The 24586-nt window shown below is 63.4% G+C and carries 20 protein-coding genes and 1 pseudogene; 13 read left to right on the top strand and 8 right to left on the bottom strand.

Going from position 1 to position 24586, the window contains the following annotated elements:
- Positions 1–19: 19 nt before the first annotated feature.
- The 4 genes from RN01_RS04390 to RN01_RS04375 are packed head-to-tail and all read right to left on the bottom strand — an operon-like array spanning position 20 to position 4045.
- Positions 20–952, bottom strand: a complete 933-nt coding sequence (locus tag RN01_RS04390) for an oxygenase MpaB family protein (protein ID WP_024570043.1) — start codon at positions 950–952, stop codon at positions 20–22.
- Between the two features lie 49 nt (positions 953–1001).
- Positions 1002–2039 (bottom strand): cytochrome d ubiquinol oxidase subunit II, encoded by a 1038-nt coding sequence (locus tag RN01_RS04385; RefSeq protein WP_017511166.1) that lies wholly within the window; start codon positions 2037–2039, stop codon positions 1002–1004.
- On the bottom strand, positions 2036–3397 hold the full coding sequence (locus tag RN01_RS04380) for a cytochrome ubiquinol oxidase subunit I (RefSeq protein WP_017511167.1): 1362 nt from the start codon (positions 3395–3397) through the stop codon (positions 2036–2038). The genes RN01_RS04385 and RN01_RS04380 overlap by 4 nt, the downstream gene beginning before the upstream one ends.
- A gap of 3 nt (positions 3398–3400) precedes the next feature.
- The gene (locus RN01_RS04375) at positions 3401–4045 is read right to left on the bottom strand and encodes a GbsR/MarR family transcriptional regulator (protein ID WP_017511168.1); all 645 of its coding nucleotides are present in this window, start codon (positions 4043–4045) and stop codon (positions 3401–3403) included.
- Positions 4046–4617: 572 nt separating this feature from the next.
- Here RN01_RS04375 and RN01_RS04370 point away from each other — a divergent pair.
- The 3 genes from RN01_RS04370 (at position 4618) to RN01_RS33770 (ending at position 6446) form a co-directional block, all read left to right on the top strand.
- Positions 4618–5214, top strand: coding sequence for a tetratricopeptide repeat protein (locus tag RN01_RS04370; RefSeq protein WP_024570044.1), 597 nt, complete (start codon positions 4618–4620; stop codon positions 5212–5214).
- A 52-nt stretch (positions 5215–5266) separates the two neighbouring features.
- Positions 5267–6100, top strand: a complete 834-nt coding sequence (locus RN01_RS04365; protein ID WP_017511170.1) for a hypothetical protein — start codon at positions 5267–5269, stop codon at positions 6098–6100.
- A 145-nt stretch (positions 6101–6245) separates the two neighbouring features.
- Positions 6246–6446, top strand: a complete 201-nt coding sequence (locus tag RN01_RS33770; protein WP_128646519.1) for a hypothetical protein — start codon at positions 6246–6248, stop codon at positions 6444–6446.
- Positions 6447–6545: 99 nt separating this feature from the next.
- Here the strand turns inward: RN01_RS33770 and RN01_RS04360 are convergent.
- Positions 6546–7182, bottom strand: a pseudogene (locus RN01_RS04360) (helix-turn-helix transcriptional regulator).
- 500 nt (positions 7183–7682) lie between these two features.
- On the opposite strand from RN01_RS04360, the gene RN01_RS04355 reads away from it, so the two are divergent.
- The 5 genes from RN01_RS04355 (at position 7683) to RN01_RS04335 (ending at position 15456) form a co-directional block, all read left to right on the top strand.
- Positions 7683–8360, top strand: coding sequence for a semialdehyde dehydrogenase (locus tag RN01_RS04355; RefSeq protein ID WP_024570045.1), 678 nt, complete (start codon positions 7683–7685; stop codon positions 8358–8360).
- Between the two features lie 85 nt (positions 8361–8445).
- Positions 8446–9663, top strand: a complete 1218-nt coding sequence (locus RN01_RS04350; RefSeq protein WP_017511172.1) for an efflux RND transporter periplasmic adaptor subunit — start codon at positions 8446–8448, stop codon at positions 9661–9663.
- 15 nt (positions 9664–9678) lie between these two features.
- Positions 9679–12924: an efflux RND transporter permease subunit gene (locus RN01_RS04345; protein WP_017511173.1), complete on the top strand. Its 3246-nt coding sequence runs from the start codon at positions 9679–9681 to the stop codon at positions 12922–12924.
- A gap of 1 nt (position 12925) precedes the next feature.
- Positions 12926–14437, top strand: coding sequence for an efflux transporter outer membrane subunit (locus tag RN01_RS04340; protein ID WP_017511174.1), 1512 nt, complete (start codon positions 12926–12928; stop codon positions 14435–14437).
- A 146-nt stretch (positions 14438–14583) separates the two neighbouring features.
- On the top strand, positions 14584–15456 hold the full coding sequence (locus RN01_RS04335) for a phosphatase PAP2 family protein (protein ID WP_017511175.1): 873 nt from the start codon (positions 14584–14586) through the stop codon (positions 15454–15456).
- Positions 15457–15504: 48 nt separating this feature from the next.
- Here RN01_RS04335 and RN01_RS04330 read toward each other — a convergent pair whose 3' ends face one another.
- A complete protein-coding gene (locus RN01_RS04330) occupies positions 15505–16929 on the bottom strand; it encodes an aldehyde dehydrogenase family protein (protein ID WP_017511176.1) in 1425 nt (474 codons plus the stop codon).
- 105 nt (positions 16930–17034) lie between these two features.
- Between RN01_RS04330 and RN01_RS04325 the strand changes: the two genes are divergently transcribed.
- Together RN01_RS04325 and RN01_RS04320 are read left to right on the top strand one after the other, a co-directional pair.
- Positions 17035–17952 (top strand): LysR family transcriptional regulator, encoded by a 918-nt coding sequence (locus RN01_RS04325; RefSeq protein WP_024570047.1) that lies wholly within the window; start codon positions 17035–17037, stop codon positions 17950–17952.
- 704 nt (positions 17953–18656) lie between these two features.
- Complete coding sequence (locus tag RN01_RS04320; protein ID WP_017511354.1) at positions 18657–19988, top strand: MFS transporter; 1332 nt, start codon at positions 18657–18659, stop codon at positions 19986–19988.
- 58 nt (positions 19989–20046) lie between these two features.
- Here RN01_RS04320 and RN01_RS04315 read toward each other — a convergent pair whose 3' ends face one another.
- Both RN01_RS04315 and RN01_RS04310 read right to left on the bottom strand, forming a co-directional pair.
- A complete protein-coding gene (locus RN01_RS04315; RefSeq protein ID WP_024570048.1) occupies positions 20047–20481 on the bottom strand; it encodes an ester cyclase in 435 nt (144 codons plus the stop codon).
- 89 nt (positions 20482–20570) lie between these two features.
- The gene (locus tag RN01_RS04310) at positions 20571–21350 is read right to left on the bottom strand and encodes an SDR family NAD(P)-dependent oxidoreductase (RefSeq protein WP_017511356.1); all 780 of its coding nucleotides are present in this window, start codon (positions 21348–21350) and stop codon (positions 20571–20573) included.
- A 226-nt stretch (positions 21351–21576) separates the two neighbouring features.
- Between RN01_RS04310 and RN01_RS04305 the strand changes: the two genes are divergently transcribed.
- The 3 genes from RN01_RS04305 (at position 21577) to RN01_RS04295 (ending at position 24542) form a co-directional block, all read left to right on the top strand.
- A complete protein-coding gene (locus RN01_RS04305; RefSeq protein WP_017511357.1) occupies positions 21577–22119 on the top strand; it encodes a VOC family protein in 543 nt (180 codons plus the stop codon).
- A 237-nt stretch (positions 22120–22356) separates the two neighbouring features.
- Complete coding sequence (locus RN01_RS04300) at positions 22357–23388, top strand: LacI family DNA-binding transcriptional regulator (protein WP_017511358.1); 1032 nt, start codon at positions 22357–22359, stop codon at positions 23386–23388.
- Positions 23389–23564: 176 nt separating this feature from the next.
- A complete protein-coding gene (locus tag RN01_RS04295; protein WP_017511359.1) occupies positions 23565–24542 on the top strand; it encodes a zinc-binding dehydrogenase in 978 nt (325 codons plus the stop codon).
- Positions 24543–24586: the final 44 nt, after the last annotated feature.

Below are 24586 nucleotides of genomic sequence, written 5' to 3'. Positions count from 1 at the left end.
CAAAAGTGACTGAAAATCATCATTTTTTCGGAGGATTAGCCACGCGTCGACGCGCGCGCGCCGCCAGCCCTGGGCCAAGCGCCCAGCGCAACGTGGGCGCCAGCGCGCGCATGCCGGTCAATGCCAGCGAGCGGCGCAGCGATGGCCGGTGCAGGCCGAGCATCTGGCGCGCCCAGGGCGGCAGCAGCGCCACACCCGCATCGGCCATGGTCCGTACCGCCGGTATCAGCAGCGGATTGGCCACCGGCATCGTCATTACCAGTTGAACGACTTCGCGGGTGCGCTCGCTATTGACCAGCAGCGGCCGCTGCGCCTCCAGATATGCGTCGATCTCCGCGCGGGAACGCGGCACATCCGGCGCGCCCAGCAGCGCGGCGACCCTGGCTTCTTCCTCGAAGTAACGATCCTGCTCGGCTGCGGAGAGCGGCCCGACATAGCGCAGGTATCCCGTCAGAAAGCTCGACACTTCGGCCACGTGTACCCACGTCAGCAGCGCCGGGTCGTCGGCGGCGTAGGGCTGGCCATCGGGCGCGGTGCCCTTGATGCAGGCATGGATGCGGCGCACGCGCTCGATCAGCGCCATGGCGTCGGCATGGCTGCCATACGTGGTGCCCGCGATGAACTGCGCCGTTCGCCCGAGCCGGCCCTGCATGTCGGTGCGAAACGTGGAGTGGTCCCAGACGCCCGCCAATGCCAGCGGATGGAGCGCCTGCAGCAGCAGCGCGCTGACACCCCCGGCCAGCATCGCCGGGAAATCGGAATGGACGCGCCAGCAGACCGCGTCCGGCCCGAACAGGCCGGGGTCTCCGGGTGGGTTGTCGTAGTCGAGCGTCAGCCCGGAATTGCTGCGCGTCAGGGCGCGGACCTGCGCGCCGGCCTGGTTGCGCAGACGCTGCAACGGGCCGGCGGGAGGTGTGGACGGGGCGGACGAACGGGGGAGTCCTGGCGGCATTGCGGCATGGGCGCCTCCTCGACGCCAGAAAGCCACGGGTTCGATGGGGTCAGTCGTAACGCAGGTCCGTGGCCTTGCCCCAGAATACACGGTACGCGTAGGCCGTGTAACCCAGGATCGTGGGCAGCACGATCACCGCGCCGATCAGGATCACCATCAGCGATTCCGGCGCGCTGGCCGCCTGCCAGATGTCGATGCGATCGACCACGAGGTACGGGAACAGGCTGTAGGCCAGGCCGTTGAACGCCAGCAGGAAGATCACGGCGGTGCCCACGAACGGCACCCAGCACCAGCGGTCGTTGCCGTTCGCGTGCAGCTCACGCATCCGGCGCAACAGTCGCTCGATGACCACGAACAGCACCATCGTCAGCAGCGGAATCGGCGCCAACAGGATGATGTTCGGCAGGGAGAACCACTTCTCGAAGATGCGCTCGCTGACCATCGGCGTGACGATCGAGATGGCGGCCACGCCAATCGCGGTGAGCCACAGGCTGCGGCGCGCCCAGTAGATCGCGCGCAACTGCAGGTTGCCCGTGGTCTTCATGATCAGCCAGCTTGCGCCCAGCAGGCAGTAGCCGGCCACCAGACACAGGCCCACGGCCACGGCGAACAGCAGGTTGGGCAGGTCGTAGCGGAAGCCGGTGATGTACAGGCCGAGCATCAGACCCTGCGAGAAGCTGGCCAGCAGCGAGCCGGCGTAGAACGCGAAGTTCCACCAGGGCTTGTGCGGGTCTCGTGCCTTGACGCGGAAGTCGAATGCCACGCCACGGATGATCAGGCCGGCCAGCATCAGCGCCACGGGCAGGTACAGCTGCGTCAGGATGACGCCGTGCGCCATTGGAAACGCGGTCAGCAGCAGGCCCACGCCGAGCACGAGCCACGTTTCGTTGGCGTCCCAGAACGGCCCGATCGAGGCGATCATGGTGTCCTTGTCGGCGTCGTCGGCGCGCCGCAGCAGCACGCCCACGCCAAGATCGTAGCCGTCAAGGATCACGTAGATCAGCATCGACAAGCCCATCAACGCCAGGAACACCAGCGGCATCCAGCCGGCCGGCTGGGAGAGATCGTGCATCGTGGCCGGGTTCATTGCGCGCTCCTGAGCTGACCTGGGATAACGGATTGGGAGGAATCGCCCTTTGACTTGCCGGCCTTGCGCGCCAGGTGGAATACCACCGAGATATAGGCAACGATCAGTACGGCATAGAGCGTCAGGTACATGGCAAGCGTGCTGCCGATCATCGTCGCGGGCACCTTGGAGGCAGCCTGCGCCGTGGTCAGCACGCCGTACACCAGATACGGCTGGCGGCCGATCTCGGTGACGTACCAGCCGGCGACCAGTGCGACCCAGCCGGAGAACGTCATCACCACCAGCAGCCGCGCCATCCACGGCGCGGGTGCGCCGCGCTTGCGGAACTGCCACGCAGCGACCCACGAGGCTGCGAGCATCAGCAGGCCAACGCCAACCATGATGCGGAACGCGAAGAACAGCGGGGCTACGGGCGGGTGGCGATCGGCAAATGCGTCGATGCCCTTGATTTCGCCGTCGATCTTGTGGGTCAGGTAGATCGATGCCAGCTTCGGAATCGCGATCTCGAAATCGTTCGACTGCGTCGTGGCGTTGGGCAGGCCGAACAGCACAGCCGGCGCGCCCTTCTCGGTCTTCCAGATACCTTCCATTGCCGCGATCTTGGCCGGCTGGTGATGCAGCGTGTTCAGGCCGTGCAGGTCACCGGCCACGATCTGCAGCGGAATCAGGATTGCCGCCAGCACCACGCCCGTACGCATCGAATGCAGGACTTCGCGGCTGCGATCGTTGCGCAGCCAGCGGTATGCGGAAATGCCGGCCACCAGGAAGGCAACGGTAAGACCGGAAGCCAGCAGCATGTGGACCAGACGGTAGGGGAAGGACGGGTTGAAGATGACCTCGATCCAGCTTGTCACATGCGCGCGGCCGTCGATCATCTCGAAGCCGGCCGGGGTTTGCATCCACGAGTTCAGTGCCAGGATCCAGAACGCCGACAGCGTGGTGCCACCTGCCACCAGCAGCGTGGCGATGGTGTGCATCCGGTTGCTGACGCGGCGCATCCCGAACAGCATGATGCCCAGGAAGGTGGCTTCCAGGAAGAACGCGGTCAGGACTTCATAGGCCAGCAGCGGGCCCGCGATATTGCCGACGGTCTCCATGTATCCCGGCCAATTGGTGCCGAACTGGAAGCTCATCGTGATGCCGCTGACCACGCCCAGCGCGAATGTCAGCGCGAAAATCTTCACCCAGACGCGATAGGCGTCCATCCAGCTTTCGTCGCCGGTCTTGTTGTAGCGCAGCTTGAAGAACAGCAGAACCCACGCCAGAGAGATGCTGATGGTGGGAAAGAGGATATGGAACGTGATATTCGCGGCGAACTGGATGCGGGCCAGTATCACCGGATCGACACTTGCAAACACGAATTACTCCTTGCGGGAACGGGCGGACTTCGCGGGGGCCTTGGCGGCCTCCCGGGGGGCTGGCTTGCTCGATGCCTTGCCGGAGGCCTTCGCGCCGCCGATACCGATGGCGGAGGTCAGGCGGTCCTTCACATCGAGCAGCTTGGTGACGCGCGAGCCCAGGCGCATCAGCTTTTCCAGCGTGGCGACGTCAAGCTTCTGCATGTCGCCGAACCACGTGGTAACCAGGAAAATCAGCCCGTACATCTCCTTCATGCGCGCCTGCGCATGGAGATCCTCGGGCGATGTCGGCGTTTCGAGCTGCACCTCGCGCAGCATCGACAACGTGGGATCAATCTCGCGCCGGCGGCGTTCCTCGGCCAGCGTGCGGAAGATGGCCCAGACGTCGTCGGGCGCGGAGAAGTATTCGCGCCGGTCACCGGGCTGGTGGGACAGCCGTACCAGGCTCCAGGATTCCAGTTCCTTCAGGCCGATGCTGACATTCGAGCGCGAAAATCCAAGAGATTCGGCGATTTCGTCGGCGTTGAGGGGGCGCGAGGCAGTGAAGAGCAGGGCGTAAATCTGACCAACCGTTCGGTTAATCCCCCAGCGACTGCCCATTTCCCCGAAGTGGAGAACAAAGCGCTGGATCAGGGGCGAGAGTTGCATGTTCGTTTCGAACTTTCAGAATTTTGTGAAAGTTTAGTATGAAACGCCTGATCGTGCTCAAGGAAGTTTGCGTGGCGCTTTGCCGCAGGTGTCAATCGGCCGGCGGCCTGCGAATGACGGAAGCCCGCTTGCGGACCAGTCACCGGCATCTGATGGCCGGCATGGCGAACGATTGCGGCGACAGAATTGAGTGTGATTGCGTGAACCTATATCCCTCGGTGTGTCTGGCTGATCCACTACAGCACCTTCAGCGAAATCATCTTCACGCTCCAGCCTCCCGACGTCCGCCACGTAGAAGTCTGCGCCACCGCTCGGATAGATGAACTCGCATCACGGATTCCTGGCCATCTCCATTGCGGAGATGGCTTTCTTTGGGGGAATTGCGTGAGTCGGTATTTTGTGTATATTAATTCACTTATTCATGTAAACGTTCGTGCCATGCGCACCACAATGCGCTTGCGGCTCACATAATGAGCTTTATAGATTGCATATTGCGCTGTTACAATTTCATACAACTACTTACAAATAGCATTTTCGAGAGACGCATGCGTATCTCGGGGCGGGGGTTATCCATGCATATTCTTGTTCGTTGCGGGGCCGTGGCAGTTCTTGGCCTTGCCGGATGCGCACAGACGCCGGAAGGACAGTTGGCGCCGCAGTCGCAGACAGTACGCCTGTGCAACGGCAACACCTGCACCGAGCAGGATCGGCGCGTATCGACATTGCCAAGCGCACAACCAACCGATGCCGAGCGCCGCCTGCAGGCGCTGACAGAGGTGGCCGAGCGCAATCCGAACGGCGCCTATGACCTCGGCCTGCGCCTGTTGCGCGGCGACGGCGTCGAGCGCAACAGTTATCAAGCCATCGAATGGTTGCGCAAGGCCGGAGACAACGGCCACGTGCAGGCTCAGTTGGCGCTTGGGCGCATCTATCTGATGGGCCTCGAGGAGATGGGTTCGGACCCGGCGCAGGCGGAGTCCTGGCTGTTACTCGCTGCAGCCAAGGGCAGCAAGGAAGCCAAGGACTTGCTGCCAAAAGCGCAGGCTGCCAAGAAGGATGAACAGAGTCTGTATCGGGTGCGCGAAGCCTATCGCACGTCCTGGATTGCGTGGTACAGCAGCGCTCCGTACTACTGGGTCTGGGGCCCTTCCGGCTGGTACCTGCGCTAACTCTCCTCTCCCCAGATTTCTTGCTTCAATTCCATCAACAGGAAGAGATTCCATGTACAAAAACAAGAAAACTTCTTTGCGTATGGCCACATTGGTCACGTCCCTGGCTCTGGCTGGTTGTGCCAACCTGGGCGGCGGCACGATCAGTACCGGCACAGCACCCACGGCAGCAACCGGTGCCGCGGGCGGCGCAACGAGCGTGAATGCCAATAAGGCGCTGGAGCGATGCGACGCGCCTCTGGGCACGATCGCTGTGGATGATGGCCGTGGCAAGGAATGGTATGCAAGCTTCGGTGCAGCCACGAAGATCACGACCATCGAGCCGTTGATCCGCCTGGCCGTGCAACAGTCAAACTGCTTCGTGATTACGTCGGTTGGCAACAACCGTACCGAAAGCAAGCTTTCGTCGATTACCGACAAGCAGCGCAATTCCGGCGAGTTCCGTGCAGGTTCGAAACAGCAGAAGGGCCAGCGCGTGGCGGCTGACTACTACATGGAGCCAGCGATCATCATCGATAACGACGCTACGGGCCAGATGGTTGCCGGTGTGGGCGGCCTGCTGGGTAGCGTCGGCGCGCTCGTTGGCGGGGCCATGCAGGGCAAGGCATCGGTCGTGACGTTGACCATGTTTGATATCCGTTCGGGCGTCCAGTTGTCCATCTCGGAAGGCAATGCGACGGCAACCAACTTCGGTGCCGCGATGGGCGCCTTTGGTGGCGGTGCCGCCGGTGGGCTTGGCGGCTTTTCCCGAACGCCTGAAGGCAAGGCCACAGTGGCAGCTTTCATGGACGCCTACAACAACATGGTGATCTCGCTGCGCAACTACAAGGCGCAGGAAGTCAAGGGCGGCCTGGGGCGTGGCGGCCAGCTCAAGGTAGGTTCGTAACCTCCCTTGAACGGTCAGGGCCGGCTCTGACGAGCCGGTCTGCACCTTGCCCTTGCGGAGGTGGCGACTGATTTGCGCGCCAGCGGACGTTGTCTTCGATGCCTGATAAGCCGCGGGCGACGGCACGGCGGAGTCCGACCCTGCAATGTCGATGCTCGCAGCCGCGCCTTCCGTAGACGTTTGCAGCGACCGCCCCAGTAAATGGCCAATCAATCGAGACGCAGGCCTTCTCGATCTGCTGCTCGAGGTGATCGAGCAGCAAGTTGGGCCGTTCATGGAACGCGTACCAGTACGTGCGCTTTTTCTTGCGCTTCTTTCATTCCATTGCCCACGCTTCCAGCAGTGACTTTGGCTGCGTCAGCCGGCGTCGAAGGCGCCTGGTCCCAATGATCAGGTGCTTGTCCCAATTAACGAGCCGTTCAGGGCCGGCGCAAGCCGGCTTTTTTCATTTGCGCTGACAATGCGCCTGGCGACACCGAGCCCGTTCGGGTAAGGTGCAATCGGAAATGCCGAGCCGGCGATAGGCCCGCTTCTGGTACGTCACCACGCTGGAAGGTTTGACGCCGAAGCGCTCTCCAATGTCATGCGTGGTGCTGCCTTCCAGTACGCCACGCAGCACGTCAAGTTCGCGCTTGGACAGGTCGGGGCATGTTCCGCGCAGGCGCGCCAGCATGAGCTGGGGAATGCCCATCTGCACCTGCCAGCACAGTGCGTAGTGGTGGCGCGGCGTGGGCGATCATCGGCGCCATGGCTTCCACCTGCTCGATCTCATCGATTGTCTGCTGGTGCAGCATCAGACCGTTGTCACTCGGACGCCGTCGGGGCCCGGCCGTCGTCATGATGCGCTGGCTGCCGTCCAGCACATAGAACCGGCTCGCGTTGGTGTCGGCCACATCGCGCAGATACCGCCCGCTGCGATGGTCCGCGACGGACATGGTGCTTGGCCAGTTGCGGAACGCATAAACAAAGACCGTGCATTGCGAGAGGCCTGCTACGTCACTCAGTAGCTTGAGGGTCTCCGCCGCAAACCCGTTCGCGTCAGGTTCGCCGATCGACGACACCGGGCTGGTGGCCCGGGACAGGTCGAGCTGGCCGGCGAGGGAGGAGCGGTCAAGGCCCCATGAGCGCGTGGGCGGGAAGACTGGCGGCGATGCCGGAACGCTGGCGCCGCGCGCCGCGCACGAGAGAGGCCTCGCAGTCGTTCCGTGGCACACGTGCGGACGCCCGCGCGGGGCATCCGATGCGCTCGGCCATTGCGTTTCAAACTCCGTCTATCGATCGAAGTGCGACGCATGAATCGATACCCCCTTGCATCGCGCGAAACAGACCACGACTCGTCGTTGCGAACGCGCGTTGTGTTCGTGTTCAGTTCGCGCTCAGATCGCGCCAGCAGCGGGGCGCGGACGCGCATCGCCGTGTTGTGCGGCATCACGCATCGGATTTTTCTACTATAAATGAGTGACTGTATTCACATTGATTGTCCGATCTGCAAGCGCGGAAGGCGCTCGCCGAACCTGTAATGCTGCGGGTCAGGCAAGACGCCATTCGCCGCGAGCATTGCCACGACCGTCGGAGCAACGCTATGCGAGTTGTCCTGATCGGTGCGACGGGAATGGTTGGCCAGGGTGTATTACGGGCGTGTCTTGAAGCCCGAGACGTCACCGGGATCATCGTGGTGGGCCGGCGCGCGCCACCCGGTTACGTGGACCCGAGGCTGAGCGTTTACGTTGTTTCCGAGCTGAGTCGCTTCGAAGCGACAGGTGCCATGTTTGCGGATATCGACGCATGCTTCTTTTGCGTCGGTGTGTCTTCGTTCGGCATGCCCGAGCCGGCATACCGCGCGGTCACCTACGACCTCACGCTGCATTGCGCGCAACAGTTGCTCGCCCGCAGCCCGGGCATGAAGATGGTGTATGTGTCAGGCGCCGGTGCGGACAGCAGCGAACAGGGCAAGACGATGTGGGCGCGCGTCCGGGGCGAAACCGAGAACGCGCTGCAGCGGCTGCCATTTGGAGGCGTTGCCATCTTCCGGCCGTCCGCGATTGTTCCCGAAGGCGGCATCCAGTCGCGCACCGCGATCTACCGGTGGATCTATGTCGTGTTCAGGCCGCTGCTGGTGCTGCTCCGTCGCATATCGCCCGCCAGCATTCTGACCACTGGACTGATCGGCGATGCCATGCTGAATGTCGTGCGTATCGGCGTGACGAAGCCGGTCCTGGAATCGGCTGACATCTACCGGCTGGCCGTCGCGCACGCGTGACGCCGATTCCCCGGGCCGTTTTGCCTGTCTCTCTCGAACCCGCCGGGCTGTCTGCTTTCATTCGGCAAACCTATGAGGTCCCCCCATGCGCATGGAACGGGTGCCATTTCGCCAGATCGGCCTTGCGACGGTTGCCATTGTGCTCGCCGCATGCGGGCAGAAGCAGTCAGCCCCGCCGCCGCAGATTCCGGAAGTGGGTGTGGTGGCAGTCCAGCCGACCGCCGTGCCGGTCGTGACCGAGCTGCCCGGCCGCACGAACGCCTTCCTGGTAGCGCAGGTGCGTGCACGCGTGGACGGCATCGTACTGCGCAGGGAATTCATCGAGGGCTCGAACGTGAAGGCCGGGGAGCGGCTCTACAAGATCGATCCCGCGCCGTATGTCGCCACGCTCAATAATGCCAGGGCTTCGCTGGCGAAGGCCAGGGCGAACCTGGTCACGCAGAACGCACTGGTGGCGCGCTACAAGGTGCTCGTTTCGGCTAGCGCGGTGAGCAAGCAGGACTATGACAACGCGGTGGCGGCGCAGGGCCAGGCGGAAGCCGACGTCGACGCTGGCAAGGCGGCGGTGGACGCAGCACAGATCAACCTGAACTACACCGATGTGATCTCGCCAGTCACGGGCAAGGTCGGCATCTCGCAGGTGACACCGGGCGCCTACGTGCAGGCGAGCCAGGCCACGCTGATGTCCACGGTGCAGCAGATGGACCCGATGTACGTGGACCTCAATCAATCGAGTCTGGACGGCCTGAAGCTGCGCCGGGAAATCGAGGAGGGGCGGCTGAAAACGAGCGGTCCGGGGGCGGCGAAGGTAACGCTGATCCTTGAGGACGGCAGTACCTACGCGGAGCAGGGAAAGCTGCAGTTCACCGATGTCACCGTCGACCAGACCACCGGGTCGGTCACCATCCGCACGCTGTTCCCCAACCCCAACCGCGTGCTGCTGCCCGGCATGTTCGTGCGCGCGCGTATCGACGAGGGCACCAACGACACGGCCTTCCTTGTGCCGCAAGTTGGCGTGCTGCACGACCAGAAGGGCCAGGCGTCCGTGCTCATCGTCGACAAGGACAACAAGGTCGTGTCGCGTCCGGTCGTTACAGCGCGCGCGCAGGGCCAGAACTGGATCGTCAATAGTGGTCTAAATCCCGGCGACCGAGTGATCGTTCAGGGTGTCGAAAAGGTGCACGCCGGTGCGACGGTCAAGCCTGTCGCCGCGCAACTTCCGCCGCCGCCGGGCGCTGCCAGTCGCCCCTCGGCCAGCCCCGCTAGCGCCGCAACTGCCGCCCCAACCGCCGCAGCGCACTAACCGGGAGCCTGCGACATGGCAAATTTCTTCATTGATCGCCCGATCTTTGCCTGGGTGATCGCCATCATCCTGATGCTGGCAGGGGGCGCGTCGATATTCACGCTGCCGGTGGAGCAGTATCCGACCATTGCGCCGCCGGCCATCCAGATCGCCGCGACCTACCCCGGCGCGTCAGCCAAGACGGTGGAGGACACCGTCACTCAGGTCATCGAACAGCAGATGAGCGGACTGGACCATCTGCTGTACTTCTCCTCGACCAGTGACGATTCCGGACAAGCGACGATCACGCTGACGTTCGCGCCCGGCACCAACCCGGACATTGCGCAGGTGCAGGTGCAGAACAAGCTGCAGCTGGCCACGCCGATCCTGCCGCAGGTGGTGCAGCAACTCGGCATCAGCGTCACCAAATCGAGCAGCAGCTTCCTGATCGTACCGGCGTTCTACTCCCAGGACGGGGGCATGAACGCCTATGACCTCGCCAACTACGTTGCCTCGAACATCAAGGACCCGCTGAGTCGCGTCAATGGCGTGGGTACCGTCACGTTGTTTGGCACCCAGTACGCCATGCGCATCTGGCTGGACCCGAACAAGCTCACCAACTTCCAGTTGACTCCGAGCGATGTGACGAGCGCGATTACCTCCCAGAACGTGCAGATAGCGGGTGGTCAGCTCGGCGGCACCCCAGCTGTGCCGGGCCAGTCGTTCCAGGCGACCGTTACCGAATCGACGCTGCTGCGCACGCCAGAGGAGTTCGGCAACATCCTCCTGAAGGTGAACCAGGATGGTTCGCAGGTACGGCTGAAGGACGTGGCACGCGTCGCGCTCGGCGCCGAGAACTACAACGTGGATTCCAGGTACAACGGACATCCGGCCACGGCGCTCGGCATCCAGCTCGCAACCGGTGCGAATGCGCTACACACCGCGATGGGCGTGCGGCAGAAGATCGAAGAGCTTTCGAAGTACTTCCCTCACGGTCTGGTGGCGGAGTACCCATACGAAACGGCGCCGTTCGTGCGCCTGTCGATCGAGGAAGTCCTCAAGACACTGCTGGAAGGCATCGTGCTGGTGTTCCTTGTGATGTACCTGTTCCTGCAGAACCTGCGGGCGACACTGATTCCGACGATCGCGGTGCCGGTGGTGCTGCTTGGTACGTTCGCGATCATGGCGGCGGTGGGTTTCTCGATCAACACGCTATCGATGTTCGGGCTTGTGCTTGCCATCGGCCTGCTGGTGGACGACGCGATCGTGGTCGTGGAGAACGTCGAACGGGTGATGGCCGAGGAGGGCCTGTCGCCAAAGGAAGCCACCCGCAAGGCGATGGGGCAGATCACCGGCGCGCTGATCGGCGTGGCGCTCGTGCTCTCCGCTGTGTTCGTGCCGGTCGCGTTCTCAGGCGGTTCGGTCGGTGCCATCTACCGCCAGTTCTCGCTGACGATCGTGGCGGCCATGGTGCTGTCGGTCCTGGTGGCATTGATCCTCACGCCCGCCTTGTGCGCGACGATCCTCAAGCCGATCCCGAAAGGCCACCACGAACAGAAGACGGGCTTTTTCGGGTGGTTCAACCGGATGTTCGAGACGAGCCGCGACAAGTACCACAGCGGCGTGTACCACGTGATCAAGCGTTCGGGGCGATGGCTTGTGATCTATCTCGCGGTGATCGCCGTGGTCGGCCTGCTGTACCTGCGTCTGCCGACGTCTTTCCTGCCTGACGAGGACCAGGGCACGATGTTCGTGCTCGTGCAGACGCCGTCGGGTTCGACGCAGGAGATCACGGCGCGTACGCTCGCCAATATCGCGGACTATCTGATGAAGGACGAGAGCAGCATCGTCGAATCGGTGTTCACAGTGGGCGGGTTCAGCTTCGCGGGCAATGGGCAGAATTCGGGTCTCGCGTTCGTCCGGCTGAAGGACTACAAGGAACGCAAGCGTGCCGACCAGAAGGTTCAGGCATTGGTGGGCCGGATGTTCGGACGTTACGCCAGCTACAAGGACGCCATGGTGTTTCCGGTGAATCCGCCGTCGATTCCCGAGCTGGGCACGGCCTCGGGCTTCGACTTCGAACTGCAGGACCGCGCGGGCCTTGGCCACGAGAAACTGATGGAGGCGCGCAACATGCTGCTTGGCATGGCGGCAAAGGAGCCGATGCTCGCCCTCGTACGGCCGAACGGCCTGAACGACACGCCGCAGTTCAAGATCAATATCAACCGGGAGAAGGCGAACGCGCTCGGCGTCACGGCATCGGCCGTGGACCAGACGTTCTCGATCGCGTGGGCGTCCGCGTTCGTGAACAACTTCCTCGACACCGATGGCCGGATCAAGAAGGTATATGCGATGGCCGATGCGCCATACCGCATGACGCCAGAGGATCTGCATCTCTGGTACGTGCGCAACAGCACGGGCGGAATGGTGCCGTTCAGCGCGTTCGCGTCGGGGCACTGGGCCTATGGATCGCCGAAGCTCGAACGTTATAACGGCATCTCGTCGATCGAGATTCAGGGCCAGGCTGCTCCAGGTAAGGCCACCGGCCAGGCGATGACGGCCATGGAGAAGATCGCGGCGAAGCTGCCCGACGGGATCGGGTACGAATGGACCGGACTGTCTTTCCAGGAGCGGCAGTCCGGCTCGCAGGCGCCGATCCTGTACGCCATCTCGATCCTCGTGGTGTTTCTGTGCCTTGCTGCGTTGTACGAGAGCTGGTCGATTCCGTTCGCGGTCATCATGGTGGTGCCACTCGGCGTGCTTGGCGCACTGCTCGCGGTGACACTGCGCGGTCTTGAGAACGACGTGTTCTTCCAGGTGGGCCTGCTGACCACGGTCGGCCTCTCGGCGAAGAACGCCATCCTGATCGTCGAGTTCGCCAGGGACCTGCAGGCTGAGGGCAAGATGGGACCGATCGAGGCGGCGCTCGAAGCGTCGCGGCTGCGGCTGCGGCCGATCCTCATGACGTCGATGGCGTTTATTCTCGGCGTGACACCGCTTGCGATCAGTAATGGCGCCGGTTCGGCCAGCCAGCACGCGATCGGCACGGGCGTGATCGGCGGGATGATCACGGCCACGTTCCTCGCCATTTTCATGATCCCGATGTTCTTCGTCGTGCTTCGCGCGCGCGTGGCCGGGGAGAAGGAAGACCCCGACGTCGCGTTGCAGCACTACGAAGCGCATCACGCGCACGACCACGATGCCGATAATGCTGACAACGGTGGTAGCGGTGGCAGTAACAGCGAAAGCGGCGATAACGGCCCGGGCAAGGAAGGACACTGACATGGACAAGCGAACCGTCTTTGCAGCGGCCGCCGTGCTCCTCGTGGGCTGCACCATGGCGCCGTCCTATCAGCGGCCCGACGCGCCAGTTTCGGAGACCTTTCCGCAGGGCGGTGTCTACGCGGTGCCGCCGGGTGTAGCCACCGGCGACCAAGGCCCTCGCAGCGCCAATGACGCCCCCGCGACCGATATCGGCTGGCGCGACTTCTTCATTGATCCGCGCCTGCAGCAGCTCGTCGGGATTGCGCTGAAAAACAACCGCGACCTGCGCGTCTCGGTGCTCAACGTCGATGCTGCCCGAGCGCAGTACCAGATCACGCGCGCCGAACTGTTCCCCGCGATCAATGCCGTGGCCACGGACACCCGGTCACGCCTGCCGTCGGAGCTGCAGGTCACGCAGAACAACCCCTACAGCGTGTACAACGTAGGCCTGCAAGCCTCATGGGAAATCGACTTCTGGGGGCGTATCCGCAGTCTGAAGGATCAGGCATTGGCGCAATACCTCTCCACGGCCTATGCGCGCAAGGCGGCAGAGATCTCGCTGGTCTCGCAAGTTGCTGACCAGTACCTGACCCTGCTGTCCGACGATGACCTGCTCAAGGTCACGCAGGACACGCTCAAGACGGCGCAGGACTCGTACAACCTCACAAAGATCCAGTTCGATACCGGTACCGGTACCGAGCTCGACCTGTGGCAGGCGCAGAGTGTGGTGGAGCAAACGCAGGCCAATCTCCAGGCGCAGTTGCGCGCCCGCGCGCAAGCCGTGAATGCGCTCGTCCTGCTGATTGGCGAGCCATTGCCGGAGGACCTGCCGCAAGGCCTGCCGCTCGATGGCCAGGCCCTGCTGGCCGATATTCCGGCGGGGCTTCCGTCGGACCTGCTTACCCGGCGCCCGGACATCATGCAGGCCGAGGAGTCCCTGCTTGCGGCGAACGCGAACATCGGTGCGGCGCGAGCGGCATTTTTCCCGAAGATCTCGCTCACTGCGGCATTCGGTACCGAGAGCCTTTCGCTTGGCGGGTTGTTCAAGGCGGGCTCGACGGCATGGAGCTTCGTCCCCCAGATCACGTTGCCGATCTTCGAGGGCGGCGCGAACATCGCGAACCTGCAACTGGCGAACGTAGAGAAGCGCATTGAGATCGCCAGCTATGAGAAGTCGATCCAGTCGGCGTTCCGCGAGGTCGCCGACGGGCTGGCTGCACGCGGCACGTACGATCAGCAGATCGCCGCGCTGGAGCGCAACACCTTTGCGAACCAGCGCACGCTCACGCTTTCCGAACTGCGCTACCGGACGGGCGTGGACAGCTTCCTGCCAGTGCTCACGGCGCAAACCAACCTATACACATCGCGGCAGACGCTGATCAACGCGCGGCTTGCGCGGCTGACCAACCTCGTCGATCTATACCGCGCGCTGGGAGGCGGCTGGATCGAGCGTGCGGGCGAAACGCCGCGTCCGGCGGATGCACCGGTTGACTACGGCGCATCGGGCACGGTCGGGTTGGCATCGCCGTAGTGAAGGGTCGGCGAGGGGGGCGGAGAAGGATCGGCTCGTGGGCGGTTGAGTGGGTGAAAGTTCGATACGACTTGGGGTCGTGCCCGATTCTCGAATGTCCGCGCCAGCGGTAGCCTGCCGGTACACCCACACATGAAACGATCCCAATGTCCGACCGTTCCCTGATTTCACCGCGCCCCGCTCGCCTTGCGGTGCTGGCCCTGACGATCTCCGCCGCGGCCGGGCTGTTTGCCGGTTGCGCCGCCAATCCGTCCGCCCAGTCGGCCACGTCGGCCAAGGTACCGGAGTTGCGTCCCGGCATTCCCGCCGGCTACCTGGCCCCGGAAGCGCGCCCCGATAGCCTGGCGCTGGTGCCGCCGCCGCCGGCGGCCGAGTCGGTGGCCTTCGCGCTGGACAAGGACACCGCAAGGCTGGCTCAGACCCAGTGGGCCAAGCCGGGGTCGGCACGCTGGAAGCAGGCGCAACTCGACGCGGACCTCAGCTTCCCGGCAGCGGCAGGCACGTTTTCCTGCGCGCTGAACGCGCCCGTCAGCGAGGCGCAGACGCCGCGCCTGTACATGCTGCTGCGGCGGACGCTGGTCGATGCGGGCCTGGCGACCTACCGCGCGAAGGATCGCTACAACCGCACGCGTCCGTTCGTCGCCACTCACACGTCTTCCTGTACGCCCGGCGAGGAAGCCAAGCTGGCCAAGGACGGTTCGTATCCGTCCGGTCATAGCGCGGCGGGCTGGGCGTGGGCGCTGGTGCTGACCGAGGTCGCCCCCGATCGCGCGGACGCCATCCTGGCACGCGGCCGTGCCTTCGGACAAAGCCGCATCGCCTGCAACGTGCACTGGCAGAGCGACGTCAATGAAGGCCGCATGGTGGCGGCGGCCACGGTGGCGCGTATGCATGCCGATCCGGTATTCGAGGCCGATCTGGCCGCAGCGCGCGACGAATTGGCCAAGGTGCGTGCCCAGGGTCTGCCGCCGGTGCGGGACTGTGCCGCGGAAGCCGCGGCACTGACGGCGACCCCGTGAGGCATCGGCCGACAGGTACCGGCGCCGATTGGCGCCGGGCTGTCAGGCTCAGCTTGCGTTCGTCATCAACGTCTTCGGCTCCAGATACGCGCTGATACCCCATCGGCCCATTTCGCGCCCGAGCCCGGAATGCTTGAAGCCTCCGAACGGTGCGCGCGGCTCGTGCGCCAGGGTGTTGACGAGCACGCGGCCGGAATCGATTTGGCGTGCCACCCGTTCGCAGCTTTCCGGGTTCTTGCCCAGTACCAGCGCGCTCAGGCCATAGCGCGTGTCGTTGGCAATCGCAATCGCCTCGGCTTCGTCGTCATAGGGGATGATGGTCAGCACGGGGCCGAAGATCTCCTCGCGAGCAATGCGCATCTGATTGTTGGCGTGCGTGAAGATCGTGGGCTTCACGAACCATCCCGTGTTCATGCCTTCGGGCCGGCCTTCACCACCTGCCAGTAGCGTCGCGCCTTCCTGTTGCCCAAGACGGATGTAGTCCTGCACCCGTTCCCACTGCTTCCGGCTGACCATCGGGCCGATGTCGGTGTCAGCATCGCGCGGGTCTCCAGAGCGAATTTGCGAGATCCCTGCCTTCGCGGCCTGCTCGAACTCGGTCAGTCGGCTGCGTGGCACAAGAATGCGCGTGCCCGCGATGCAAGCCTGACCGCTGTTGAGGAAGCCGGCCTGCAGCGCCAGCGGCATGATGGCGGCAAAGTCCGCATCGTCCAGCACTACCGTGGGCGACTTGCCACCCAGTTCCAGCGTCACGCGCTTCATCGTGGCCGCTCCTGCGACCACGAGGTGCTGGCCAACCGCCGACGAGCCCGTGAACGAGATCTTGGCGATGCCAGGGTTGCGCGCAATCTCTTCACCGACGACGTCGCCCCGGCCATTGACGATGTTGAACACGCCCGGGGGCAGGCCGGCTTCATGCAACGCCTCGATCACGACCTGCGTCTGCATCGCGCTCATTTCGCTGGGCTTGATGACGGCGGTGCAACCGGCCGCCAGTGCGGTGGCCAGCTTGTTGCAGATAAACCCTGCATCACTGTTCCACGGCGTGATCAGGCCAGCGACGCCTACGGGTGTATGGATCACCTTGGCTGCGCCCGCTTGCTCTTCGAACACGAAGGACTCCAACGTCTCGATTGCCTGGGCAATGACATCGGCCGGGTATGTCGCCATCCAGCGCCCGCGCACCAGCGGCGCGCCATATTCAACCAGGATGGCTTCCATCAGTTCGTCTTCACGTGCCGCGATGGCTTTGTGCATGCGCCGCAGCGCGGCGATGCGCTCTGCGCGCGTGGTGCGTGACCAGGCGGGGAATGCGGCCTGCGCTGCCGCGATGGCGCGCTGCGCGTCCTCTGCGTCGCCCAGCCGCACCTGGCCGATGACGGCCTCGGTGCTCGGGTTGTAGAGGTCGAACCATTCCTGGCCATGTGGCGTGACGAATTCTCCGTTGATGTAGATGTGTTCGATGCGTTGCATGGTGAATTCCTTTCGGGTGGGATGTGCAACGCAGTCTAGGAATGATTTATTGTTCTGATAAGCCGTCTCACGGGTGATGATGCATCCCGATATTCAGGACAATCCATGCACAGAACAGGAATGACCGAGCTGGAAGTGGTGCTTGCCGTCGCACGCCGCAATAGCTTCCGGGGCGCGGCGCAGGAGTTGGGCATGTCCACCACGGCCGTGAGCAGCGCCGTGGCCGGGCTGGAGACCCGCCTGCGGGTGCGACTATTCAATCGCTCGACGCGCAGCGTGGCCCTGACTGACGCGGGCCAACGATATGTGGAGCGCATTGCTCCCGCACTGGCGGAAATCAAGAACGCCGGTGAGGAAGCCGGTACCGGCCCAGACGTGCCAAGCGGCACGCTGCGTATCAACGCACCGCAGAGCGTGGCTTCCTTGCTGCTCGAACCGCTCTTCAACGTGTATGCGCAGCGTTATCCGGAGGTGAGGATCGACATCGTGAGCGAGTCGCGCCTGATCGACGTGGTGGCCGAAGGGTTCGACGCCGGGATCCGGCTGGCCGAATCCGTTCCGCAGGACATGATCGCCGTGCCGCTCTCGGGCGATGTCCGGATGCTCGTGGTGGCAACGCCCGAATACCTGAAGCGTCACGGCACGCCCAGGCATCCGCGCGATCTCCTCAAGCACCAGAGCATCGGCATGCGCATGTCCCACGGCGGCATCTATCACTGGGAACTGGAGCGCAAGGGCGAGAAGCTGCAGATGGATCTGCCGGTGCGCTTTGCGCTCAACGAGCTCGGGGCCATCAAGCAGGCGGTGCTGCTGGGGCTCGGCATCGGCTTCCTCTCCGAATGGTTTATCGAGGAAGCATTGCAGAGCGGCGCGCTGGTGCCCGTGCTGGTGCCGTGGTGCCCGTCGTTTGGCGGTCTGCGGCTTTATTACTCCGGCCATCGCTTCGTACCCGCGCGATTGCGCGCGTTGATCAGCCTGGCTCAGGAGTTGCGGCTGGCGGAGGCGCCGCGGCCGGGGGGCTAGTCACCGCCAGACACTGTTCGCTGAACTTCCAGAGACGGTCCGCCAGTTGTGGATCGATGGCCCACGGCAACACACCGTCCAACGGTACATGGTCTGCCGCGACGGCACGCGCGATGTCGCAGTCCTCGCAGTACACGCCGCCCATGTTCGTCAGCAGCGGACTTGTGGCGCACCAGACGCTAGTTGCCGCGCCCTGCTCGATGGTCTTGTACGACCGGGGAAGGGGCCTCGGCGCGCCGCGATCCGATCGTCGCTGACTGTCGCGTTTGCCAGTGCCGATGACCGGTCCACTTCCGCTAACCACGCCTTGGCTGAGTGCTTGACTCCGTGTACCCACTTGCTGCGAGAATCCGACCCAATTAGTTTGAGACGGTGCTGCGTAATCTTTTGATTCCTCTGAAATCGGCGCCCCATTTATTTCGAGATGCGACACCTAGGACAACTATCAACCCGTCTCAGACGTTCCGCTATGTCCAGCCGAGGACCGAAGGACTTGCTCAACCGGCCATTCACAATGAGCTACCGCAGGGCGTAGGCGTATCCCCGGGCCGATGCCACTGTGCCGCTCTCCATCCTTCGCACCGGGCTGCAATCATGGGCGCCGATGCGGGTTAGTCCGCATGCATGACTGCCAAAAGGCGACAGTCCGTACCCGACCCCGACCAGATAATCGGCGCGACGCCTATCACTCTGGGAGACATGGCATGGACCTGGTGCGTACTGACATCAACGAAGACGATGAGCGCAGGCTGTTCCGGAAGGTGAGCTGGCGAATACTGCCGGTGCTTTGTGTCTGCTATGTCTTTAGCTTTCTGGATCGCACCAATGTGGGCTACGCCCAGCTCCAGATGCGCGACGAGTTAGGGTTCAGCGATGCGGTGTTCGGGCTGGGAGTCAGCGTTTTCTTCGTTGGCTATGCGTTGTTCGAGGTGCCCAGCAACATGCTGCTGTCGCGAATCGGGGTGCGGAAGACATTCCTGCGCATCCTGATCCTGTGGGGACTTGCCTCCGCAGCCATGATCTTCGTGGAGACGCCCACGCAGTTTTACATCATGCGCTTTCTCATCGGGGTATTCGAGGCCGGGTTCGTTCCTGGCGTCCTGTATTACCTGACGCTGTGGTATCCGAAGCGGCGCATCGCCCAGGCGACAGCGATCTTCTATATGTCCTATACCTTGGCTCCGATCCTGGCCGGCCCGGCGGCCGGGGCAATCATGACGTGGCTTGACGGAGCGTTGCAGCTCCGCGGTTGGCAATGGCTCTACCTGTTGGAGGGCCTGCCGTGCGTGCCGTTGGGCGTCATGGCATACCTGCTGCTGTCAGAAGGCCCGAAGCAGGCACGCTGGCTGACGGAGCGTGACCGCACTGACCTCGAGCAGATGCTGGACCAGGATCGCGCCGGCCATGGCCACGCCCGCATGCGCGACGCAATCCTTGATGCGCGCGTGTGGGTGCTGGGGTTGATCGTGTTCCTTGTCGTGTTTGGTGTCTTCGCGCTGTCGTTCTGGAAGCCGACGCTGCTCAAGGGCATGGGGCTGAGCGTCATGCAGGTGGGCCTTGCTGCAACGATCCCGGCGCTGTTCGGGGTCACCGCGGCTATCCTGGTCGGTCGTCATTCGGATAAGACTGGCGAGCGCCGCTGGCACTTTGCGATTGCCGCATTGGTGGGGGCAATTGGCATGCTCTGCGCGTCGTTGTTTCCGCGGGATCCCGTCATGACCATCGCGTGCCTGACGCTCGCGTCGATCGGCATGTCCAGTGCCTATGCGGTCTTCTGGGCGATGCCTGCGACGATCCTGTCCGGCCCCAGCGCCGCTGCGGGCATTGCAGTCATCACGACGATCGGTTCGAGTTCCGGCGCGGTCGCTCCACTGCTCGTCGGGGCGTTGAAGACGCTCACCGGCGGTTTTACCGCAAGCCTTTACCTTCTGAGCGGCGCACTGGCCTGCGCTGCCGTCATTTTCGCGTACTACTTCAGGGATGGCGCCGACGCACGCCGCGTTGCGCGCCCGGCAAGCCACACGTCGGCCGCCTGAGAAAAAAAGAAGCGAGGGCCATCGGGCCCTCGCTTCTATCCGAAATTGCCGCGAAGTGTCAGAGCAGGCCGAGGGCGCGTAGCTTGGCGTCGGTGGCGGAGTAGGGCCGCTCGCAAATGATCTTGTCCGAATTCGGCGCGAACTCGAAGGTCGCGGCCATGCGCACGCGGAACTTGCGACCAGTGGGCGGGAAAACTCTGCCATTGGCCTTCAGATCGCCCAGGTGCGTGCCAGAAAGCCAGAACTCGACCAGCACAGTGTCATCTGCGGCGGCGATGGCGATGATTTCGTTAGCCAGGTCGGGGAATGAAGCGCGCGACGAGTCGAAGTAGCCGCGCACCTCTTCCTCCCCATCGAACACTGTGCCAGTGGCGTGCATTTCATAGCGGGGGTGTGCGAAGGTGTCGATCACAGCGTCCCATTCGTGCGTGCACTCAAGGGCCATATGGTCACGCACGGTCTGGATGCGTGCGGCGTTCAGGGATTCGGACATCTTGTTCTCCATCAGGTTTTGCGGAAAGGGATCGGCGACTGGCATCGGCTTGCGCTGTGCCAGTCGCCAAATGGGAATGGAATGCGGTGTCAGCGCAGCAGCCGCCAGCCGCCGTCTACGGTGAATTCGCCGCCCGTGATGTAGCCGGCCTGGTCCGACGCGAGGAAGGCGATCAGGTTGGCAACGTCCTCGGGCTTGCCCTCCTCGGCAAGCGGAATGCGCCGGCCAGCCGTCCGGGGATCAACGCCGCCCGCGGCCTGACGTTGCTTGTACTGATCGAAGATCGTCTCGAGCATCGGTGTGGCGATCTTGCCAGGATGGACGGAGTTGCAGCGAATCTGGTGGCCGTTCTCGGACCCGGCCAGCGCCACGGTCTTGGTCAGTTGCGTCACGGCACCCTTGCTGGCGCCATAGGCGACGCTCTGGAGGGTCGGGTAATACGCACCGACGGATGCGAGATTGATGATGGCGCCCTTGCCGGACCGGCGCATGGCCTCGATACCTTCGCGGCAGCCCAGAAACGTTCCGTCCAGGTTGACCGCCATCACGCGCCGGAAGTCGGCGAGGGTGGTGTTGGCAAGGGTGCCATTGACCACGTCGCCGACGATGCCGGCCGCATTGACGAGCACGTCGAGGCGTCCGTGGCGCTCAAGGATGGCGGCGATCGTGGCTTTCCAGCCAGGCTCGCTGGTGACATCCAGCGCCATGAACTCGGCGCCGATCCGGTCCGCCACCGCGGCGCCATTGCCGTTCGGAAGATCGGCAATGACGACACGCGCACCGCGCTCCGTCAGCACGCGCGCGGTTGCCGCCCCGATGCCGCTTGCGCCACCGGTCACCAGCGCCACTTGGTCCTTGAACTGAGTCATCTCGATGAGTCTCCTGTGAGGTGTCCTGCAAGCGCAGCTTCCTGCATGTCACCGGATTCTGTGAAAATGAAGAAACGTTTCCACTGCTGGGGTGGATTGTTGTTGCCGCGAAAAATGCGGGCAATCATGGTAAACACTACCCGCATGAACTGGGTGGATACGGCTATATTGTGAAAACGTTTCTGCAAAAGCAGGACCGCAACCTTCAGAGGACAAGGAGACAGTGATGAGTTATTTGTTCGGCGGCGTCCGGCAGCTTGGCTACGTGGTGAGCGACATTGAGAAGGCCATGGCTCACTGGACGGAGAAGCTGGGCGTCGGACCGTGGTTCTACAAGGAAGACGTGGGCACCACGGAATACCGCTACTACGGCAAGCCCGCCACGCCGCCGAAGCTGTCGATTGCGCTGGCCAACTCGGGCGACCTGCAGATTGAACTGATCCAGCAGCGGGACGACGCCCCATCGCTCTATCTGGACTCGCTCAAGCGCAGTGGTGAAGGCGCACAACATATCGCCTACTGGACCGAAGACCGCTTCGACGAAATCGTGGCCCACCTGCTGGAAGCAGGGTATGTCGAGGGGCATGGAGGCCGGATGGGGCCGCGTGGACGCTTTGCCTACTTTGTGCATCCGGAGTTGCCCAGCGGCATGTTCGAGATCTCCGAACTGACCGGCGGCAAAGGCGAGTACTTTGCCGAGGTCAGGCGCGCAGGGCTGGCCTGGGACGGCAAGGGGCAAGCCATCCACCAGATCGGCGCGCCGCGATAGCGCGCCGCCGGCCCGGCAGGCCTGCCTCTTCCGACCGGGTATCCCCCCGGGCGCAGGCCTGAAGAGTCCGCGGCATCTGGTGAGCTAGAATGCCTGACGTCCAGAAAATGATGCGTCTCGCGTCGCTGGCCCGCTGCGCAATCGCGGCGGGCAGCGGCAAAGTAAGCCGGGGAGGGAGTCGATGTTGCGGTCTTGTCTTAAGCCTGTTGCGGCACAACGTATCGTGAAACGTCGCCAATGAAGCCACGCATCACGATCCGGGAGGTTGCCAAGGAAGCCGGCGTTTCGATTGGCACGGCATCCCGTGCGCTGAATCGTGCCGGTCGCGTCAGCGAAGCAGCGATTGCCGCAGTGTCCAAGGCGGCCCGGCGGCTGGGATACGAGCCCGACGCGATTGCTCAGAGCATGCGTACGCGCTCGTCCGGCGCCATTGGGCTGATCGTGTCGGATCTCGCCAATCCGCTTTACGCCAGGATCATCACTTCGGTGGAGGCTGCGCTTCAGGCGGCCGGATACGCCTTGCTGATCGCAAGCACGCATAACGACGGCAAGCGCGAAAAGAATCTGATCGACCTGTTCCGCCGCCGACGCGTGGATGGCCTGATCCTGGGGCCCTGCGAGACGGAAAATCCCAAACTGCTGGAACAACTCTCCCAGGAGATGCCGGTCATCGCGCTCGACCGGGATTTCGGTCCGACTGGCACCGGCGTCTATGTCGATCACTACACCGGTGCGCTGCAGGCAACCCGCTATCTGCTGAATCTCGGCCACACACGCATCGCGCTGCTGACGCCGGGCAGCGTCCTGCGTCCGGGTCGGGAGCGTATCGCCGGCTTCAAGGAAGCGTACAAGGAACAAGATCTCAAGCCGGTGCCGAAGCTGATCCGCTGCGAGAAATCCGCGATGGATTTCGCGTTCACCGAAGCGTTGTCGCTGCTGTCTGGGCCTGAAGCGCCAACGGCTTTCATGTGCCTCGGCACGCGCATCCTGGCTGGGGTGCTGCAGGCGCTGCGGCATACCGGCCGGACGGCCCCCGGGGATGTGAGCGTGATCAGCATCGGTGATACCGACCTGTCGCAGTTGTTCAGTCCGTCCATCACATCGCTGACGTGGGATCTGGAGATTGTCGGCACTGTGCTCGCCCAATTGATGCTCAAGCAACTGGAGCGTGACGCGGGCATCGAGCCCGAGACCATCGTGATTACCACGCAACTCGTGCTCCGCGAGTCATGCGGTCCCGCGGCCGCGCGGAAGAAGGCCACTGCATAGCCGCAGCGCAAGGCGTCTGGGCTCGGCAATGCCGCCTCCATGTGAGGCGGCATTTTTTTGTCCGATGGAATCTTGCGTAAAGTGCGAAAACGTTTCTACAATGGATACGCCTTACGTCTCCACGGTGGTGGCTCCGTGACGACGTACCCAGACCTATTCGACAGGAGACACGCACAATGAAAGCTGCGATTCGCGGTGAGACGGGACTTGTTTTTGCGGAGTTGGAGATCCCTCGACCCAAGCCCACTGAAATCCTTGTGAAAGTGCGGGCCAGTTCCCTGAATCGCGCCGATTTGTCGCTGGTGGACGGGAAAGCGCATGGAGCGGCAGGCGGTACCGGTACGCCGCTGGGCCTGGAATGGTCGGGGGATGTTATCGAGGTTGGCACGGAGGTCACCGCCTACAAGATTGGCGACAAGGTGATGTGCTCTGGCCTCGGTGGCTTTGCCGAGTATGCGATTGCGGACTGGCGGCGCGCCTTCCCCTTTCCTGACCCCGAGATGGACTATGAGACGGGCGCCTGCCTGTCCGTTGCGCTGCGAACGACCCATACGGCAATGCGTCATCTCGCCGGGCTGGAAGCCGGGCAGACCGTGATGGTGCTGGGCGCATCGTCCGGCGTGGGGCTGATGGCATTGCAGGTGGCAAAACACTTTGGCGCCAGCTTGGTCATCGGCACGTCGACCAAGCCCGACCGCCGCGCGCGCCTGTCGGAGTTTGGTGCCGACGTCGCGCTCGACAGCAACGATCCCGACTGGATGAAAGCCGTGCTGGCGCACACCAATGGCCAGGGCGTGGATCTGTTGGTCGATTTCCTGGCCGGTCCGTTCATCAATGACAGCATGCGCGCCACGAAGATCGGCGGGCGCATCGTCAATATCGGCCGGATGGCAGGGGAGCGTGGAGAGTTCGACTTCGACCTCCATTCGTTGCGCCGGATCCAGTATCTCGGCATGACCTTCCGGACCCGCACCGTCGAGGATTTCGGCGTCATTGCCGAACGCGTGCAGCGGGACTTCTGGCCGGCGCTACGGCAAGGACAATTGCGCCTGCCGATCGATGCCAGGTTACCGCTGGATCGTGTCGCGGAGGCTTGCGAAATGATGCGCAGGAACACGCATTTCGGAAAGATCGTCCTGACGCAGGACGCATAAGGCGCGCTCTTTCCAGGGTACCCGCGCGTCCCATAAATCTCACA

The sequence above is a fragment of the Cupriavidus sp. SHE genome (assembly GCF_000812445.1).
Classification (GTDB): domain Bacteria; phylum Pseudomonadota; class Gammaproteobacteria; order Burkholderiales; family Burkholderiaceae; genus Cupriavidus; species Cupriavidus metallidurans.
This window is presented reverse-complemented; position numbering and strand designations above follow the sequence as displayed.

Coding starts and splice junctions, on each gene's coding strand:
- RN01_RS04330 (WP_017511176.1), bottom strand. CDS start 16,929: ATGCAACGCATCGAACACATCTACATCAACGGAGAATTCGTCACGCCA.
- RN01_RS04385 (WP_017511166.1), bottom strand. CDS start 2,039: ATGAACCCGGCCACGATGCACGATCTCTCCCAGCCGGCCGGCTGGATG.
- RN01_RS04315 (WP_024570048.1), bottom strand. CDS start 20,481: ATGTCCGAATCCCTGAACGCCGCACGCATCCAGACCGTGCGTGACCAT.
- RN01_RS04340 (WP_017511174.1), top strand. CDS start 12,926: ATGGACAAGCGAACCGTCTTTGCAGCGGCCGCCGTGCTCCTCGTGGGC.
- RN01_RS04300 (WP_017511358.1), top strand. CDS start 22,357: ATGAAGCCACGCATCACGATCCGGGAGGTTGCCAAGGAAGCCGGCGTT.
- RN01_RS04325 (WP_024570047.1), top strand. CDS start 17,035: ATGCACAGAACAGGAATGACCGAGCTGGAAGTGGTGCTTGCCGTCGCA.
- RN01_RS04345 (WP_017511173.1), top strand. CDS start 9,679: ATGGCAAATTTCTTCATTGATCGCCCGATCTTTGCCTGGGTGATCGCC.
- RN01_RS04320 (WP_017511354.1), top strand. CDS start 18,657: ATGGACCTGGTGCGTACTGACATCAACGAAGACGATGAGCGCAGGCTG.
- RN01_RS04365 (WP_017511170.1), top strand. CDS start 5,267: ATGTACAAAAACAAGAAAACTTCTTTGCGTATGGCCACATTGGTCACG.
- RN01_RS04295 (WP_017511359.1), top strand. CDS start 23,565: ATGAAAGCTGCGATTCGCGGTGAGACGGGACTTGTTTTTGCGGAGTTG.
- RN01_RS04350 (WP_017511172.1), top strand. CDS start 8,446: ATGCGCATGGAACGGGTGCCATTTCGCCAGATCGGCCTTGCGACGGTT.
- RN01_RS04335 (WP_017511175.1), top strand. CDS start 14,584: ATGTCCGACCGTTCCCTGATTTCACCGCGCCCCGCTCGCCTTGCGGTG.
- RN01_RS33770 (WP_128646519.1), top strand. CDS start 6,246: ATGTCGATGCTCGCAGCCGCGCCTTCCGTAGACGTTTGCAGCGACCGC.
- RN01_RS04355 (WP_024570045.1), top strand. CDS start 7,683: ATGCGAGTTGTCCTGATCGGTGCGACGGGAATGGTTGGCCAGGGTGTA.
- RN01_RS04390 (WP_024570043.1), bottom strand. CDS start 952: ATGCCGCCAGGACTCCCCCGTTCGTCCGCCCCGTCCACACCTCCCGCC.
- RN01_RS04305 (WP_017511357.1), top strand. CDS start 21,577: ATGAGTTATTTGTTCGGCGGCGTCCGGCAGCTTGGCTACGTGGTGAGC.
- RN01_RS04375 (WP_017511168.1), bottom strand. CDS start 4,045: ATGCAACTCTCGCCCCTGATCCAGCGCTTTGTTCTCCACTTCGGGGAA.
- RN01_RS04310 (WP_017511356.1), bottom strand. CDS start 21,350: ATGACTCAGTTCAAGGACCAAGTGGCGCTGGTGACCGGTGGCGCAAGC.
- RN01_RS04370 (WP_024570044.1), top strand. CDS start 4,618: ATGCATATTCTTGTTCGTTGCGGGGCCGTGGCAGTTCTTGGCCTTGCC.